This window comes from Metamycoplasma spumans, from assembly GCF_041026625.1.
GTDB lineage: Bacteria > Bacillota_I > Bacilli_A > Mycoplasmatales > Metamycoplasmataceae > Metamycoplasma > Metamycoplasma spumans.
Genome location: NZ_CP163393.1, coordinates 621341 through 639797, shown reverse-complemented (window position 1 = coordinate 639797; position 18457 = coordinate 621341). Strand labels below are relative to the sequence as shown.

Genomic DNA, 18457 nt, shown 5'->3' with positions numbered 1-18457 from the left:
AATTAAGCCTTTCTTCCTTCTGAAACTTCTTCTTCAGCATTTAGAATATCGCTAAATTCTTTTTTAATGATTTCCTTGATTTCGTTTGCAGTTTGCTCAATATCATTATTAATTACTACATATTGAAATAATGTTGAGCAACCTATTTCTTCGTGAGCTTTATTCAATCTTTTATTAATTAATTCATCACTTTCTGTATTTCTTCCACCAATACGTTTTTCTAACTCTTTAAATGAAGGTGGCATTAGAAAAATTGAACAAATTTCGTCTTGTTTACCTTCTTTTTTATAGTAGTCAATAATTTGTTTTGCTCCGTTTGTTTCAATTTCTAAAAATGGAATTTTACTTTGTTCACAAATTCTTGTAATTTCTGAATAAAGAGTTCCATAGTAATTATCAAAATGCATTGAATATTCGATTAAACGATTGTCAGCTAAACAGGCGTCAAATGTTTCTTTAGAAACAAAATAATAATGAACTCCGTCTACTTCACCCTCTCTAGCTTTTCTTGTTGTCATTGAAACTGATAATTTCAATTTTAATGATTTGTCTTCAAAAAGAAGTTTTTCAACTGTTCCTTTTCCAACTCCGCTTGGACCGGCAAAGATAATTAATTTTTTGTTCATATATCCTCCCATATTGTTTTGTATGATTAATTAAAAATTGTTTTGTAGATAGTAGATGTAAATTTTACCATATTTTTTTACTTTTGTTATCCGATAATCTTGATAGTCGTATTTTAAATCTGATCAGTCACTTTCAACGATAATTAATCCGTCATTTTTAATGATTTTGCGTTCTATTATTTTGTTAAGGCATTCCAACAAAAGTTCTTTATCTTTAAAAGGTGGATCAAGATAAATATAGTCATAAAATTCAGAAGGCGCTTTATTCAAAAAGCTCAAAGCGTCAGTATTAAAAACATCTAAATTTTTTTCACCAAGACTTGCTTTGTTTTTTAAAATAACATTGAAAGCTTCACGATTTTTTTCAATACATGTTGCATGTTTTGCTCCACGTGACAAAGCTTCTAAACAAAACGAACCACTTCCTGAAAAAAGATCTAAAAATTCTTTTCCCTCAATACTAAATTGAATTGATGAAAAAATCGCTTCTCTAGCCCTATCAATAGTCGGTCTGGTAATTGATTTATTTGGTTGTTCAAGTAATCTTGAACGATATTTTCCTGCTATTATTCTCAACATATTAATACAATTATAGATGTTATAATTCAATAAAAACAAAATATAATATAATTTTCTTTAAAAAGGAGTTAAATTATGAATAAATATCCAAAGAATAACAAAACACCTAAAAGAAGTTTTCCAGTATGGGCAATAATTTTAATTGTCTTAACTTCTTTTACGTTCATTGGAATTTTGTTTATTCTCGGTTTTTTTGCTCTTAAGAATACATTAGTAATAAATGAAACAAATCCATTCCCAATTGTTAAAAATTTAGATAAAGACGCTTTAAAAACTAATGAAAAAGTTATATATGACGAAAAAAATAAATTTGAAACTATTAACCCAAATTATGCATATGGAAATTTAAGTATTACTGAATACCCATTTCATATTGACGAAAAAAATAAAAAAGATTATTTCTTAGGTGAACATGGTCATGAAATTTTGAATAATATGTTTAAACTAAGAGCTAATTTCGGGCCCGAAATAAACGCTTTAAGAAAAGTTTATATTAATAAATCTTTTCCAGAAAAATCTATCTGAGACGGTGTAAATGGTTTATATCTGCCAACTTCCTCAGTTATTTATATCAACATTTCAAACATTTTAAAAACATATGGATACAAAGTTTACGATTTAACCCTAGAACAAAGAGTTGAACTGATACTTTCGGTTTTAATTCATGAATATTCACACCACATTGATAATGTTTATAACCAAGCAGTCAAACCAAGTGACCCATATGCTAACAATAACTACATTGATAAAAGACGTAATAATGAACAAATTTCGGTTAATAAAAAATTTACTGATAATTTTATAGAAGCCTTAAACTATAAAATACCAAATAAATATATTGAAACAACTCAAAGAATTCCGAATACCAATAAACTAGAAACCGTATCTACTCCTTTGGTTAGAGATAATAATGATATTCGTTTAAATAGAGGATTATTCACTGAACCCAACGCTATATTTTCTAAATTCTCAAACTATGACTTATTCAAAATTGCCAATGTTCCACTGAATAAAGAAGAAGAAAAGTTATATTCTTTAATTGATAAAAATAATTTCTATTTCAACAACTCATCAGATAACCTTATTCGTTTTTCAGATCCTGTTAAATTAAAAGACATTAAATATAGCTATTCACTTGCAGAACTTTTCCCTAGAGAACTTTTAAAAATGTCATATACATCAAATCCAAATTTATATTATTACAATACCGATATGTTTGATAATTATTTATACTTCTTTAATCCGGAAAATCGCAAGCCTTATTTAACTGCTATTGGAGATGATATCATTAAAATGGTTGCTCCAAGGGCTTTTAAAAACAATATTAAAATTTATTCATCTAATTGAGTTTTTGATTCTGAACTAAAATCTTTTTATAGCGAAAATAATAAATACACATTTTATAAAATCAAAAGAAATAGAGCTCTTGCACAATTGTTTTCAGCTTATGTTGATTTAATGGGATACAGACAAGCTATAAGCTACATTGGAAATAACAATTGAAATCTAAATGATGATCTTGAATACTCACCGGATAAAGACAATGTAAATCTAGCTGGATATTTAAAATTTAAGCGCGAAGATCTTAATGAGAAAAATGTTTTAAAATATAAGGTATCAATGTTAATAGGAACAAATGATGATCCTAAGAAAAATACAAAAGTTTCGTTAAATCAAACTGGTTACAATTACATTGCTAAAAGTTTTTGAAACCAACCTTATGTAAATTTAAATGGAGTTAGAGGAACATATAGTGAAAAAGATTTATATTCACTTAATAGTGAAGAAAATTATGAATATGTTGCTTACTACTCTGATTCGGTTGCAATTAAAAAACTTGATTCACTAACACATAATGAAAAATTAAACATCAATCTTTGAATTGACAGAAATAAAAATAATGAAATTGAGGCAGATGAAGTTGAAAGTATACTAAATAACTCTTCAATCATCTCTTCTGAGCAAAACGATTATTATAATGTCGAAAAACATAATAAAAGAACAATAACAAATTACAGAAATTATTTCTACTATGCTTCATGAACGATGCCTCAAAGAGTTATCTCGATCAAAAAAGATGAGAATAATAATCAATATTTTGAATTCAAATATTACTAATAAAACCGGCTAATTGGCTGGTTTTTTATAAATTAAAAACACACTCTTTTTAATAAGTGTGTTCAATATTTTTTATAAAACATCATTAAGATTTTTCAATAGCTTCTTTTAATTTTTCAGATATACGTTCAATAACTTTAACGGAAACTGAGTTTCCTGCCTGTTGATATAAATGTGAATCGCTAATGTCGCCTAATTTAAAATCTTCTGGAAAGCCCTGAAAATTAAAACACTCTCTCGGTGTTAATTTTCTTATATTATCATTAACTTTTATTAAGGGGACATTATGTCCGCCTGTTCCCATATTAGCTGTTAATGTTGGAGAAACATTCGATTTGTTTTCTCTAACATATTTTCTTCTTCATTGATAAATTGTGTTTTCTTTTGTTATTTCTTCTTTAATTAAATCAAAATGTTTAAATCTTTCATCGTAATAATATTTTCGATCAACATCTTGCAATAGCATATCAGATATTGATTTTGATAACTCAATCTCGTCTGGAAAATCAAAATTTTCGTAAACTTTCTTATTTTTAAAAGCCAATATGTATATTCTTTCTCTATTTTGAGGAGTATTTCCGTATTTCATAGTATTAAGTACTTTGTGTTTAACATAATAACCAGCGTTTTCCAAAGAATTCAAAATAACCTTGAAAGTTCTGTTTTTATCATGTGTAACTAAATTCTTAACATTCTCTAAGAAAATAATTTCAGGTTTCCTATATTTAAAGATTCGTTCAAGTTCAAAAAATAAATTACCCCTACCCTTTTCGTCATCAAATCCTTGACGGTAACCTGCAATCGAAAAAGCTTGACAAGGGAAACCTGCTAATAACATATCAAAATTTGGAATATCGTTTTCATTGACCTGACGAATATCTCTATCATCTACTTTTATATCAAAATTTTGTTCATATGTTTTAATCGAATTTTTATTAAATTCATTAGAGTAAACAACATCAATTAATTTTGAAAATCCCAGTTCAATGCCACCCACACCTGCAAAAAAACTAGCAGCTCTGATTTTCTTCATCATTCTCTCCTTTAAAATATACATCACCTGAATTCATATCAATTATTGCATACTCTTTTAAATTATTTTTGTTAATTATTGATTTTATAATTGAGAATCTTGGCCGTTTTCCAAATTTCTTCTGTTCATTAAACGATAAATTGTGATTTACTAAAATATTATTTAAGTAATTTATATCTATTCTATAGCAATAAAATCTATCATTTTCAATATCTAATCTCATAAATTCAAGAATATCAAATTCAGACCTTGGACCAAAAGAAGTCAAATCGTCATAGAAATTACTGGTTGCTTTAATTTGAACTTTTCTATTATCTTTTGATATAGCATCTTCACTTCCGCCCTTAGATGCCATTAGTTTATAATCATTAATAATACAACATAAAGTCTCGGTTATAATTTCATGCAAATTTAAACCTCTAGTGTAATAAGATTTTATCATTAAGTTTAATTCTTTTCATCTAAAATAAATGTCAAAAATTTGAATATTTTCATTATTTTTGATATTTATCTTTTTAATAAATTCTTTAATCAAGTTCAACTCCTAATTCTATTAAATAATCCCTAATTTCAATAGCTTCTTCAAACTTTTTGTTTTTAGCCAGTTCTTTCATTTTTCTAACCATGTTTTCAATAAATTTCTTATTATGAATCATTCTTGAACGTTCTTTTTCAATTGTCAATTCATCATATAACAGACTACCCTGAATAGGTGGGGCTATTGGCTTAATAATTGTTTTGGGAATAATATTATTTGCTAAATTATAAGCCTGTTGAATTTCACGTTTCTTTTTATTATCATCAATGGTATTTTGCATGCTCGATGAAATTTCGTCAGCATAAAAAATTACTTTTCCATGGTCATTTCTGGCGGCTCTACCAACTATCTGAATAAGACTACGTTCATCACGCATCAAGCCAGCGCTATCAGCATTTAAAACACAAATTAAACTAACTTCAGGTAAGTCAATCCCTTCACGCAGTAGATTAATACCAATAACGACGTCAAATTTGCCCATTCTAAGGCCTTTTAAAATCTCGTTTCGTTCAAATATTTTAAAACGGTCATGAATATAGGCAGATTTAATTTTATGTTCTTGTAAATATAACGAAAGTTCTTCTGCATTTTTTTTAGTTGTTGTTAATATTAAAGTACGCTCATTTTTCTTAATTTGTTCTTTAAGATTATCATAAATATCTTGGATTTGACCCTCTTTAGGTCTTATTTCAATTATAGGATCTAATAAGCCTGTTGGTCTAATATATTGAGTTGTCACTTCGCCTTCAGTTTTTTCAAGCTCATAATCGCCAGGAGTTGCAGACATATAAATTCTAGGAAACTTAAATGATTCATATTCATCAAACATTAAGGGGCGATTATCTAAGGCTGATGGCAATCTAAACCCAAAATCGACTAAAGTTACTTTTCTGGAACGGTCTCCGTTATACATACCGTTAAGTTGTGGAATCATTAAATGACTTTCATCTACATAAATAACCGCATCTTCTGGTAAATAATCAAACAATGTATATGGACGGTCTCCTTCATCGCGACCATCTACATATCTAGCATAATTTTCCATTCCATTGACATAACCAAATTCCAAAATTGAATCAATATCATTTAAAGTTCTATCCTTAATTCTTTGCGCTTCTAAATATTTTTCTTTATTTTTAAAAAATTCTATACGATCGTCTAATTCAACTTTAATTGCCTCACACATTTTCTCAACATTATTAGAATTAACTGTATATGTTGTCGCTGGAAATATTGTTAGTGATTTTTTAACTTCAACTAAATCTTTTGTTAATGGATCAATATAAGTTATTCTTTCAATTTCATCACCGAATAACTCAATTCTTATGTTGTACTCTAAATTATAACCAGGACAAACTTCAATAATATCGCCTTTATTATAAAACTGTCCTCTTGATAAATCAGTTTTAACATTTTCATAACCCATTTTAATTAATTTTATTTTTATATCTCTTAAACTAATTTTTAACCCTGTCTCAATTGGAAAAAAATTCTTGCGATATTCCTCTGGATTAAATTCACCATATATTGAAGCAACTGATGCAACAACAATTGTGTCATGTCTTATTGACAATGCATTAATTGCCGACATTCTCATTGCTTGTAATTCTTTATTATTTTTACTTGTTTTTTCAATATATAAATCAGATTTAGGTATGTAAGCCTCAGGTTTATAATAATCAAAATAAGACACAAAATATTCAACTCTGTTGTTTGGGAACAGTTCTTTTAATTCGCTATAAAGTTGGCTCGCAAGTGTTTTATTGTGACATATAACTAATGCGGGTCTGTTAACCTCGTTAATTACATTTGCAATTGTAAATGTTTTACCAGACCCAGTAACACCTAATAAAACTTGATGTGGCTTATTACTATTTATTCCTTCAACCAGTTCTTTAATTGCCTTAGGTTGATCTCCAGAAGGTTTATATTTAGATATTAATTCAAATTTTTCCATATTGAAATTTTACAATATTTTACATTTTTAAATATCTTATGACTTAAAAGCTGTCCTTTATTTTAACTTTAGTAATATTATGATAAAATAATAAACATGAAAAAAAGCAAAGTATTATTTTTAAGTAGTTTAGCAATTTTAACACCTTCAATTACCGGTATTGTTGCCATCTCTTGTGGTGGAGAAAAAGCTAACCAATTCGCAGACCAATTTGTAAACGGTTCAAATGCAACAAAATATTGATCAGAACAAACTAAAACACTTGACTTGTCAAAAGCTGATATAAAAGAAATTCCAGATGGCGCATTTTCTTTTAAAGCATTATCGAATTTTGCAATAATTCGTTCAGGAAGTAATGTTACAATAGGAAATATTGCAAGCGGTTTGGTTGATTGAGAATTAAGCAAGTCAAACACAAAAATTGGCGTTAACGGATTTAACATTGAAAACCTTATTTTACCAGCAAGTCTAGAAAAGATCGGAGCTGGCGCATTTAGTGGGTTAGGCAAAATAAAAACTGTTGTATTTGGAGATAAATTAACAACTATTGGCGATGAAGCATTTAGCCAAAACGCTATTGAAAAATTAGAATTGCCAGCCTCAGTTAGTTACATTGGAAAAAGAGCATTTTCACAAAATGCTATTGCATCATTAAATTTAAACGCCGCAACAAAAGTTACAATATTAAACGAAGGTGTATTCTCACAAAACAAGCTAACAGAAATTGATTTAAGCAATATTATTAGAGTTGAGAGTGGTGCTTTAGCCCAAAACAGTTTAACTGATGTTACAATTTCACAAGCAACAATTTTCTTCTCACCTCAAACATTCGACTATATTGGCGCAAACGACAACTCAACAAAAGTTGCAATCACAGTTCAAAATAACGAAGGAATTTTAAACGCATTAAAATCTGCAAAAGAATCAAACCCTAAACTTCTTTACACTTTAACAAATTCTTAATAATATATAAATTAAAACGCGGGTGTCCCGCGTTTTCATATACTTTTATTCTTCGTCATCTGACAATGAATTTTCACTCATCGTCATATATTCAGTAAAGTTTGATAAATCTTCCATTTTAAAAACATGTAAACTAACTAATGATTTAACAAATCAATCCATTTTTTTCAAATGTTCAATTGCTTTAAAAATCTGTAATAAATTATTAATAGATCTTGAAAAATAAAAACTATTAGATAGTCAATGAAAACCATAGTGTCTTAAAATATCTCTAACATCTTCATAAGCTTGTTTATGGTTATTATCAGAGCCATAAGCTTGTTTTAAAACTTCTTTATTCAAATAAAAAACTAAGCCGTACATAATTTACAGTCCTCCTTAATTTCATTATATTATTGTAACATTAGATTTATTCTTAATTATTATATCACAACAATTATATATTGAAATACAGCAATCCTTAACATAGATATAAATTAGGTCATAATTTTTTAAATATTGAACATATAATAAAACTATAATTTTTACCCTTAATTGATTAAAAATAGTTATTTTCCTTTGTTAAAGCACTTTAAGAAATTACAAAGGTTAACTTTACTAAATTTTTCTTTTTCTTATAATAAAAACAGTAGATATATTCCGTGATAAGGAATAATCTACTGTTTTTATTAAATCCAATTACAAATTAATCAGAAACTTTAGCGTTGCCTTCTTCATCTACCATTTTTTTAGCTTCTGCTAAATTAACGCTAAAGAAGGTTGTAACACCACGTTTTTGCATTGTGGCACCGTATAGTTTATCAACTCTTTCCATTGTACCTTGACGGTGAGTAATAACAATAAATTGAGTATCTTTTTTAAGACTTTGCAAGAATTCGGCAAATCTAATAACATTAGCTTCATCTAATGCCGCCTCAACTTCGTCAACAATACACAATGGTAATGGTTTTGCTTTTAAAATTGAGAAAAGTAATGAAATAGCAATAAGAGCTTTTTCTCCACCTGAAAATAGTTTTAAATTCTTAACAGATTTTCCAGGAGGCTGAGCAATAACATCAATACCCGATTCAAGAATATTATCTGGATCTGTATATCTAATTTCGGCCATACCACCACCAAACATTTTTGCAAATACATGTTTAAATTCGTCATTTACAAGTGATACAGTTTGAGTAATTCTTTCAACAATGATTTTATCCATTTCATCAATAGCCTCTTCAATTGTTGCTTTGGTTTTGATAATATCTTCTTCTTGTTCTTTTACTTCGTTATATCTGTTTTGAACTTCTTCAAGTTGTTGAATTGAGTCTTGATTAATATGACCTAGTTCTTTGATGTCTTGTCTTAGACTTGTTACTAATTTTCTTGCTACATCAAAATCGATTTCAGGATTATATAATTCTTTGGCCGCTTCAAATAGCATTCCATATTGAACTGATAATCTTTCTTTAGCATATTGAATAGCCGCTTCAGCCTTTGCCTTTTCAGATATTTTTTGTCCGTTATCTTTTAGTAATTGATTTAAATCACTGTCAATTTCAGATTTTTCAAGAATTAAATTATTAACTTCTTTTTTAGCGGTACTAAATAAATCATTTTGAGAAATTCTTAAAGCGGTTAAATCGCTACGTTTTAATATTAGTTTTTGAATCTCTGCTGTTATGTCAACAATTTGACTTTCATATTCAACTTCTTTTGAAATTGATGAATACTTAACCATCAATTCATCAAATGAATTTTGAATAGTTTCCAATTCTTTATCAGCCTTGGTTTTTTCTAAAATGTAGTTTGTTAATAATGATGATTCACTATCTTGTTCGTGTTGCATTTTTGCAATAACTTGATTTATTTTACTTACGTTATTTTCTAAAGTAGGTAATAAAGCTTGCAATTCTTTAACTTGTTCAGAAGCTGCAAATGTTGAGACATTTTGTGAGCTTTCACCACCCGACATAACTCCACCAGCACGAATGATATCACCTTCAAGTGTAACAACTGTGTATCTTCTTTCTAAAAGATTAGCTAATTTATTTGCAGATTCAATATTTTCAGAAACTAATATGTTTCCCAATAAAAATTTTTTAAGAATATCAAGATCTCTATCTGCAGAAACCAACTCTGATGCGATGCCTAAAAATCCTTTTTGTGTTTGAGCTACAACAATATGTTGTTCATGCACAAATTTTGGCTTTATTGAACCTAACGGAATAAATGTCGCTTTTCCTCCGCGGTTTTCTTTTAGAAAATTAATTGCCTTAACTGCAGTATCAGAATTATCAACAACAATGTGTTGCAATGCACCAACTAAAACTGTTTCAATAGCGACAGCATATTTAGCTTCGACACTGATTAATTCGCTAATTAGTCCTTTATATCCTCTGAATAAATGAGCATTTTCACTAATATTTTTAACCCCTTTTGCTAAGGTTGTTTTATTAGTTCTCATTTCTTCGATATAGTCAAGTTTATTTTTAATCTTGTTAATCTTGTTTTCTTCTGCACTCAACTCTCTTCTTAGAGAAGTTAGTTTTGTTGATTTATCAGTTACACTAGCTTGTAACTTTGTGATTTCTTTATCTTTGTTAGTGATAAACTCTTTGAATCCTAATATTTTAGTACTTAAGTTATTCAATTCTTCTTTTATTGCTTGAGCTTGTTCTTTAGGAGTTGCAATTAGTTCTCCTTTTATTAACATTTCACGATGTTTTTCTTCTCTAGCATTTCTTATTTCTAAATTATGAATTTCGTTATTAACGTCATCCAATTCTTTATTTAAATTAGAAATATTATTGTCTAATTCAGAAATAATTTCATTCTTTCTTTTAATTATTTCGTTATATGAACGCAATTTTGTTTCTAATTCGTCTTTTAAAAAGTCGTAATTTCTAGCTTCTTTTTGAAGTTCTTCCAAACGATCTGAATATGCAAGAAAGTCATGAACTAATAAGCTAACTTCAACTTCTTTAAGTTGAGCAGCTTTTTGGTTATAAACTTTAGCTTTTTCAGCTTGTCTTTGTAATGGTTTTAGTTGTCTTTCTAATTCGTCAACCAAAATTTTAATTTGTTCTAAAGCTTCTTGTGTTCTTTCTAGTTTTCTTTGAGTCTCATTTTTTCTGCTACGATACATTGAAGTACCACTGGCTTCTTCAAAAATTTCACGACGTCTTTCCGGGGTTGCTTCGGCAATATCAGAAATTGTACCTTGAGCAATAATAGCTAAACTAGATTTAGAAATACCACTTTGCATTGCTATTTCTTTAATATCTTTTTGTCTTGCCACTTCGCCGTTTATGTAATATTCATTACTTCCTTTTCCTCTGTGTAATACACGAGAAATAGTAAAAATATCATGAGGAATATCACATGTTCTATCTCTGTTATCGAATGTTAAAATAACTTCCGCACGGTTCATTTCTTTTTCAGTTTTAGAACCTGCGAAAATAACATCCTCCATATTATCTCCACGCAACATCTTTGAACTGGTTTCACCCAAAACTCATCTAATTGCATCGTTGATGTTTGACTTACCAGAACCGTTAGGTCCGATAATGGCAACAACGCCACCATCAAATTTAAGTGTAACTTTATCAGCAAAAGATTTAAATCCGTGAGCTTCTACTTGAATTAATTTCATCTTTATCCTTTCATAAAATCTTTAATAATTATAAATATATTTGCAGGCTTTTAGCAAATTATTTTTTGTTATATTAGATATAATAATTAACAAATACTTCAAATACACAAAGGACACACATGAAAGCATTATCCTTATCAAATCTAATACTTAGCGCATTGTCGTTATTTATATTCCCCGTTTTTTTAGGTTTATTGATTGCAATGGGTATAGTTGTAAGTAATAATTTCGACTCAATAAATCCTCAAAATTTATGAATATCTTCTCTAGTATTAATTATTTTAACCAGTATTACTGGAGTAGTATTATTTACCATATCATTCGTAAAAGACATAATAACAATCGTTATTATTTGTCTTGAATGAGAAAAAAATAGAAAACCTGCAGTAATTTTATTAATTTCACTTTTCATTTTGGGCTGTCTATTAGGATTGATTGGTTCGGGAAAACTTGTCAAACATTATTTTTCTAAGAAAAATATCGCAGAAAAAGAACTAAAAAATGCAAGCTTGTAACTTGCATTTTTTTATTAAATTAAATTCAATACGACTGTTCCTATTACTAATCACAATGGAATAAATATAAAACTCAACATAGTAGCTAAAGAGCTTACTTGCGATGTGTAATCATCGTGCACTTTAAAGTGTTGTGAGTAAATAACAACTGTTGTTCCTGGAGGAACTGAACCAGTCATTACTAAAATAGCTCCAACTTGTGCTGATAATAATTTTGTTTTTACGAGTGGTAAAACCATTAATAATATTAATAATGGCATTAAAATCACTTTGTAAACTAAGAATAATCAGTTTCTGCCTCTTACAAACATTTGTTTAATATTTGTTTTAGCTAAACTTGTTCCAATTACTATTCAGATTAATGGTGATATCAATCCTGCTAAAATAGAAATTGGTTTAGCGAAGTAAGGCATTGTTACACCTCAATCAAATCAACCAGTTGGTTTACCGCCATACACTTGTCAAGTGCTTGTTAATTTGTCGTATGTAAATCATTCAACAATTGTTTTTGCAACTGGTTTGCCATCGATTGTAGTTAATATTCTTTTAATTTCTCTTCCATACAATGATGAGAAATTAGGTCCAAATGTACCTTTTAGATTTACTGAAACATTTTGAATTAATGGTTCACCAGTTTTTAAATCTAAACCGTACTTAACTGGAATAATTTCATCTTTGTTTAATTTTGTAACTCTTTCACCAGCGCCTGGTATAAATTGAGTTGCTCAAAGCATGATAGCCACAATAACTGTGATAAATGCTGGATTTAAAACAGCTTTTTTCATTGTGAATTTGAATTCTTGTTTTGTAAATTTTACTCCTGATAATAATGAGAATGAAAGTCCGAATCCACCAATGTAGTATAAAACGTTTCAAATACTTAATGCTCCCAGTTCAATTCCGCCAGGATATACCCCTAAAACTATTGGAGTAGCAAACAAAATATTTGAACCATAGATACACATTAGTCAAGTTACTAAATGTTTCTTTTGAAGACTTTCAAAATACGATTCTCTATTAAATATTTGTCTTTGACCCATTTCGATTTTGCTTTGTCATTCATCAAAATCTCTTTGAGCTCTAGCAATAACACTTTTTGGTATTGCTTTTGGCAAATATTTTACTCAGATAATCGCCATTGATGTAAGTAGCACATAATATACCACACTCAAACCAAAGACTATACCAAATGTTTTTAAATCTGTCTTATCTGCGTTTTTCAAAAATGAATAAAAAGATAAAAACGGAATGATAACATTAATAATAACTTTTTGTATTGCTCCTGAAGATTCATTGTTTAAAACCTTTGTACGGAACAAAACAAAACCTAGCATAGTAATTGCTATAGTACTAATTATGGCCCCTCACAAACCGGTATTACTCATAATACCAACGAATAACGTTCCTGGGTTTGTCATTTTAATCCTTTATATAATAAGTTTGTTTTGCAAAAATATCAATTTAATTTTAAACCTTTTTAACTCATATAAATTCAATTTATATAAATTAATTAACATTGCAAATATATAATATTTATTTTTGCAAAAAAACAGCATAAAAAAAGACAACATTATTGTCTTTATTTTTGAAATTTTTTTAAAGCTTCGTCAGCTGCTGCTTTTTCAGCATCTTTTTTTGTTTTACCGACACCAGTACCATAAATACAATCATCAACCATTACTTTACTTTCAAATAATCCGTTTGCCAATGGCGTATTTTCATAAGTAATTTCATTTTTACCAGATGTTTGAATTAATTCTTGAAATCTTGATTTAGGGTCTTTCAAACTTTGATGAGAAAATTTTTCTAAATCTACTAATAAAAATTCTTCAATAAATGCTTCTGCGGCTCCAAGTCCATAAACGCAATATAATGCGCCAACGAATGATTCAAATATATCTGAATCAGCTTTCATATTTTTACCATTATTAAAAGTTCCTTTTGAAGCTCTTAAACACTCTACCAAACCAATTTCATTAGCTAATCTTCCTAAATTTTCACGATCAACGATTGCTGATCTTAATGCTGTTGCAACACCTTCATTTTGTTCTGGATAAGTTCAATAAATTGCGTTAGTTACCAAAAATTGAAGTATTGAGTCACCTAAAAATTCTAAATATTGATAATTCTTGGCGTTTTTATGTTCGTTAGAATAAGATTTATGAGTAAAGGCTTGTTCAAAATATTCTCAAGAATTACTATCAAGCTCAGAAGGATCGAATCCTGTTTTTTCTAATTTATCCGCAATTAATTTTCTAAATTCGTTATTCATCGCCTTCTCCTTTGTTAAAAATAGTTTGTAGTTTTTCAACAACGTTATTTTCTAAGGCTATTTTTATTTGATTTAAAGCGTTATAAAATGCAAGTTCGTCAGAGCCACCGTGTGCTTTAACAACAACTTTATCAAGGCCCACAATATACGCTCCGCCAACATTTCTATAATCAAATCTATTTTTAAAGGATTTTAAATCTTTTTTGACTAATAATGCCGAAATTTTATTTTTAAGATTTTTAGTATATATACCTTTTAATAACTTAGCGAAGTTTAAAAATGAACTTTCAAGTGTTTTTAAGAATATGTTACCAGCATATCCGTCTGCTAATAAAATATCAATATCACCCTTAATGGCGGTGTTTGGTTCAACAAAGCCGCTAAATTCATAATTAGCATTTTCTTCATTTTTTAGTAATGTAAATGCTTCTCTTGCAATCTCAGTACCTTTATAATCTTCGGTGCCAATATTTAGTTGACCGATAGTTGGTCTTTTTTTACCGAAAATTATTCAATAATATTGTGAAGCTATCTTAGCTCAACTAACTAAATATTCCGGTTTAATTTCAATATTCGCTCCAGCATCTAAAAGCAAAATACTCTTATTTTTTTCCGCCGTTGGAACAACAGGCATAAATGCTGGTCTGGCAACACCATTCAACCTTTTTACTTTTAATGAAGCTAAAGTGATATATGAACCGCTATCACCACTACTTAGAATAGCATCAGCATTACCTTCTTTTAAACAATCAAAAGCAAGTAACATCGAACTTTTATTTCTTAATACATCTCTCGGACTAATTACTTTATGAGCAACATTGTTTGAATCGATAATTTCGACCTGCTCGCTTAGATTTCCTAATCTTTGTTTAATTATTGATTCTTGGCCCACTAAAATAAGTTTATAATCAGGGTTTTCTTGAATAAATCTTTTTGCTCCATCAATAGCTTTTAATTGACCGCCGTCGTTATTTAAAAGATCAAATACTATTCTTTTTTTCATAAAATCTCCTTATTCAGCAGAAATTAAATATGGATAAATTGTTTGTCCACCTGAAAAAATTTCAACTTCAACGTTGTAATTGATTTCAATGTATGTTTGCAATTCTTTTGCATCAGCTTCAGATGCATCTTGGCCGTATAAAATTGTAATAATCTGTGTTTCTTCGCTAACAATACTATCGATTAATTGCTTAGCCGCTTGGTTATGCGTTTTAGCTGTTGAAACTAATTTGCCAGCTTCGATAACCATGAAATCACCATTTTTAACTTTAATACCATTCAATTTTGTATCTTTGACAGCTGGTGCAATCTCACCGTATTGAATATTCTTTAGGGCTTCTTTCATTAAACTATGATTTTCTTTTGAATTATTATCTGCGCTAAAGTTCATTGCAACGCCTAAAGATTGGGCTTGTGATTTTGTAGGAATAATAATTACTTTTTTATTTCTAACTATTGTTGCTGCTTGCTGAGCTGATAAAGTTATATTTGAATTATTAGGTAAAATAAAAACTGTTTTAGCCTTCACCGAATTTATCGCATCAACAATATCTTGAATTGAAGGGTTGTTTGTTTGCCCACCCTCTACTACATATGATGCGCCGTATTCTTTAATTAGTTCAATGATTCCTTGTCCCGCATTACATGAAATAAGTCCGCAAGTTGCTAATTCAACATTATCATCATCATTAGAATTCTTTTTGGTATTTTCCTTACTATTGTTTGCTTGTAATGTCATATTATCAATTTTAACTTTGATAAATTGACCCAAGCTGTTAACGCTATTTAAAACTGAGCCTGGTTTTTGTGTATGAATATGAATTTTCAAAATTGATTCATCTTGCACGACAACCATTGAGCCACCTAATTTTTCTAATTTTTTAATTAAATATTCTTTATCAAACTTTTTAGGTTTTAATAGTTCTAAAATAAACTCTGTACAATATCCAAATTCACCTTCAAATACTTCTGTATCTGAAATAAATTTATTGATGTCTTCTTCTTTATCTGATAGTTCAACTGGTTTACCTTCAAAATATAATTTCATCCCTTCTAAAATGGCGTATAAACCTTCACCACCTGAGTCTGTAACACCAACTTCTTTAAGGACTTTCAATAAATTAGGGGTGTTATCACAACTTTTTCTGGCCAACTCTAATGCGGTATTAAAAACATCTTGAACACTAGAATCAACCACGATTGCAGTTTTAAGACCTTCAGATACCTCTCTAATAACTGTTAAAATTGTTCCTTCAATCGGTTTTAAAACAGCCTTATAAGCCGATTTTGAAGCACTCTCAAATGCTTGAACTAACTCAAAAGGATTAGCTTCTTCTAAATTGCTAAAACCAAGTGAAAAGCCTTTAAAAATTTGACTTAAAATTACTCCAGAGTTTCCTCTGGCTGAAAGTAACATGTTTTGTGCAATAACTTTTGATACCTCATTTAAGGTTAAATTTTCATTATTTTTTAAATCCGATGCAGTTGCAATGGTTGAAGCCATATTGCTACCCGTATCGCCATCTGGCACAGGGAAGACATTTAAAGCATTAATAGCATTCTTTTTATTCAGAATGTTATTCGCACCTGATAATACAGCCTCTTTTCACATTTGTCCATCTATTTTTTTCATTATTTAGTTCCTTTTATATATACAGATAAAGACCCTAAAATCAAGTCTTTTTGTTTTAAATAATAGTTTATTATTGAGTATATTTCTTCCACAATACCTTTAGCATTAATATTTGACATGATAATTAGCCCAAGAGAAATATTAACAATTCTTTCATTTTCTTCTGATAAAGAAACAACGATACCATCGTTTTCAAAATCTATATCATTTTCCTTATTAAGTGATTTAAAGCCAACAATTCCCGCTGTAGTTACTAATGTTGAAGAAATTAGAGACCTGATATTTTCAATTTCCATACACGCCTTCTTATTCTAACGTTTAATATAACTTCTTTTAATAGGGAATGAAGATGTTAGTTTGGCAATTTCTTTTTTAATTACAGTTAGTAAAGATTCATTTTCAGGATCACGCAAAGCTTTATCAATTAAGTTGGCAATAATTATAAATTCATCTTCTTTAAAGCCTCTAGATGTCATTGCTGCGCTTCCCAGTCTAATACCACTTGAAACCATTGGGGTTTCAGTATCGTTAGGAATACTATTTTTATTTACAGTAATATTTATTTTTGAAAGTACTTCAGTGGCATATTTTCCTGTAATGCCATATGATGTTTTAACATCAATCATAAATAAGTGGTTTTTTGTAAGACCAGAAATAACCTTTACCCCTTTATTAATAAATGTTTGACAAAATACTTTACTATTGTTTAGCAGTTGTTGTTGATATTCAATAAATTCAGGTTGAAGAGCTTCATAAAAACTTACAGCTTTTGCTGCGATTTGGTGAAACAATGGGCCGCCTTGATAACCAGGGAATACTGAACGATTAACTTTTTTATAAATTTCTTCATCATTAGTCATAATCATTGCACCACGTGTACCCCTTAAAGTTTTATGAGTTGTAGTCATAATAACATCAGCATATGGAGATGGTGATGGGTGTAGTCCTGCAATTATAAGTCCTGATATGTGAGAAATATCAGCAAATAAATAAGCTCCTACTTCATCACAAATCTTTCTAAATTTATCAAACTCTACAATTTGAGAATAAGCAGAATATCCACAAATGATCATTTTAGGCTTAACTTCTTTTGCTTTTTTCAAAATTTCATCGTAATCTAGAACACCATTTTCATTAACGGTATAGCTGTGAGATTCATAAAAAACACCACTAAAAGAAATTTTGTAACCATGTGTTAAATGACCTCCCGAATCTAATGAAAGACCCAAAACTTTATCACCTGGTTCTAATAAAGCCATGTAAACAGCGGCATTAGCAACACTGCCAGAATATGGCTGAACATTAGCATATTTAACATTAAATAATTGCTTTGCTCTTTCTTGCGCAATTGTTTCGATTTGGTCAACATATTCGCATCCGCCATAATATCTTCTTCCGGGATAACCTTCGCCATATTTATTAGTTAAACATGATCCAGCAGCTTTTAAAACATCTTCAGAGACATAATTTTCTGAAGCAATAAGTTCAATATGATCTGCTTGACGTTGGTTTTCGTCATTAATTAAGTCTGCGATTTTTTTGTCTAATAAAGCTATTTTTTTATACATATTTCTCCTTTAAAATAAA

16 protein-coding genes are annotated in these 18457 nt (G+C 29.1%); 3 read left to right on the top strand and 13 right to left on the bottom strand.

All coding sequences use genetic code 4. The annotated features are described in order from the left end of the window. Positions 1 to 2: 2 nt before the first annotated feature. The gene (gmk, locus tag AB5V95_RS02735; RefSeq protein WP_027122427.1) at positions 3 to 626 is read right to left on the bottom strand and encodes a guanylate kinase; all 624 of its coding nucleotides are present in this window, start codon (positions 624 to 626) and stop codon (positions 3 to 5) included. A 30-nt stretch (positions 627 to 656) separates the two neighbouring features. Beyond that, positions 657 to 1205, bottom strand: coding sequence for a 16S rRNA (guanine(966)-N(2))-methyltransferase RsmD (gene rsmD / locus AB5V95_RS02730; RefSeq protein WP_369085828.1), 549 nt, complete (start codon positions 1203 to 1205; stop codon positions 657 to 659). Positions 1206 to 1280: 75 nt separating this feature from the next. Between rsmD and AB5V95_RS02725 the strand changes: the two genes are divergently transcribed. Further along, entirely contained in the window at positions 1281 to 3323 is a 2043-nt protein-coding gene (locus AB5V95_RS02725; protein ID WP_369085827.1) for an MYPU_1760 family metalloprotease, read from the top strand. Positions 3324 to 3408: 85 nt separating this feature from the next. Here AB5V95_RS02725 and AB5V95_RS02720 read toward each other — a convergent pair whose 3' ends face one another. The 3 genes from AB5V95_RS02720 to uvrB are packed head-to-tail and all read right to left on the bottom strand — an operon-like array spanning position 3409 to position 6851. Further along, complete coding sequence (locus tag AB5V95_RS02720; protein ID WP_369085826.1) at positions 3409 to 4359, bottom strand: DNA cytosine methyltransferase; 951 nt, start codon at positions 4357 to 4359, stop codon at positions 3409 to 3411. Then, positions 4334 to 4891 carry a Bsp6I family restriction endonuclease gene (locus tag AB5V95_RS02715; RefSeq protein ID WP_369085825.1) on the bottom strand — a complete coding sequence of 186 codons (558 nt, stop codon included), beginning with the start codon at positions 4889 to 4891 and terminating at the stop codon, positions 4334 to 4336. Before AB5V95_RS02715 ends, AB5V95_RS02720 begins: the two co-directional genes overlap by 26 nt. Then, positions 4884 to 6851: an excinuclease ABC subunit UvrB gene (gene uvrB / locus AB5V95_RS02710; RefSeq protein WP_369085824.1), complete on the bottom strand. Its 1968-nt coding sequence runs from the start codon at positions 6849 to 6851 to the stop codon at positions 4884 to 4886. Before uvrB ends, AB5V95_RS02715 begins: the two co-directional genes overlap by 8 nt. A gap of 96 nt (positions 6852 to 6947) precedes the next feature. Here uvrB and AB5V95_RS02705 point away from each other — a divergent pair, with 96 nt between their 5' ends. After that, entirely contained in the window at positions 6948 to 7814 is an 867-nt protein-coding gene (locus AB5V95_RS02705; protein ID WP_369085823.1) for a leucine-rich repeat protein, read from the top strand. A gap of 45 nt (positions 7815 to 7859) precedes the next feature. Here the strand turns inward: AB5V95_RS02705 and AB5V95_RS02700 are convergent, their stop codons facing one another. Together AB5V95_RS02700 and AB5V95_RS02695 are read right to left on the bottom strand one after the other, a co-directional pair. After that, positions 7860 to 8177 carry a Virulence-associated protein D gene (locus AB5V95_RS02700; protein WP_027122432.1) on the bottom strand — a complete coding sequence of 106 codons (318 nt, stop codon included), beginning with the start codon at positions 8175 to 8177 and terminating at the stop codon, positions 7860 to 7862. A 322-nt stretch (positions 8178 to 8499) separates the two neighbouring features. Continuing rightward, positions 8500 to 11448 carry an AAA family ATPase gene (locus tag AB5V95_RS02695; protein ID WP_369085822.1) on the bottom strand — a complete coding sequence of 983 codons (2949 nt, stop codon included), beginning with the start codon at positions 11446 to 11448 and terminating at the stop codon, positions 8500 to 8502. Between the two features lie 119 nt (positions 11449 to 11567). On the opposite strand from AB5V95_RS02695, the gene AB5V95_RS02690 reads away from it, so the two are divergent. Further along, positions 11568 to 11963 (top strand): hypothetical protein, encoded by a 396-nt coding sequence (locus tag AB5V95_RS02690; protein ID WP_369085821.1) that lies wholly within the window; start codon positions 11568 to 11570, stop codon positions 11961 to 11963. Positions 11964 to 11977: 14 nt separating this feature from the next. On the opposite strand, the gene AB5V95_RS02685 is transcribed toward AB5V95_RS02690, so the two are convergent. From AB5V95_RS02685 to glyA, 6 genes are all read right to left on the bottom strand, one after another. Next, positions 11978 to 13381 carry an AEC family transporter gene (locus tag AB5V95_RS02685; RefSeq protein WP_369085820.1) on the bottom strand — a complete coding sequence of 468 codons (1404 nt, stop codon included), beginning with the start codon at positions 13379 to 13381 and terminating at the stop codon, positions 11978 to 11980. Between the two features lie 161 nt (positions 13382 to 13542). Continuing rightward, entirely contained in the window at positions 13543 to 14235 is a 693-nt protein-coding gene (gene rnc / locus AB5V95_RS02680) for a ribonuclease III (RefSeq protein ID WP_027122439.1), read from the bottom strand. Beyond that, positions 14228 to 15238, bottom strand: a complete 1011-nt coding sequence (gene plsX / locus AB5V95_RS02675; protein ID WP_369085819.1) for a phosphate acyltransferase PlsX — start codon at positions 15236 to 15238, stop codon at positions 14228 to 14230. The genes rnc and plsX overlap by 8 nt, the downstream gene beginning before the upstream one ends. Positions 15239 to 15247: 9 nt before the next feature. Further along, positions 15248 to 16870, bottom strand: a complete 1623-nt coding sequence (locus AB5V95_RS02670) for a DAK2 domain-containing protein (protein WP_369085818.1) — start codon at positions 16868 to 16870, stop codon at positions 15248 to 15250. Next, on the bottom strand, positions 16870 to 17166 hold the full coding sequence (locus AB5V95_RS02665) for a hypothetical protein (RefSeq protein WP_369085817.1): 297 nt from the start codon (positions 17164 to 17166) through the stop codon (positions 16870 to 16872). Before AB5V95_RS02665 ends, AB5V95_RS02670 begins: the two co-directional genes overlap by 1 nt. Before the next feature lie 15 nt (positions 17167 to 17181). Further along, positions 17182 to 18438, bottom strand: a complete 1257-nt coding sequence (gene glyA / locus AB5V95_RS02660) for a serine hydroxymethyltransferase (protein WP_369085816.1) — start codon at positions 18436 to 18438, stop codon at positions 17182 to 17184. Positions 18439 to 18457 lie beyond the last annotated feature (19 nt).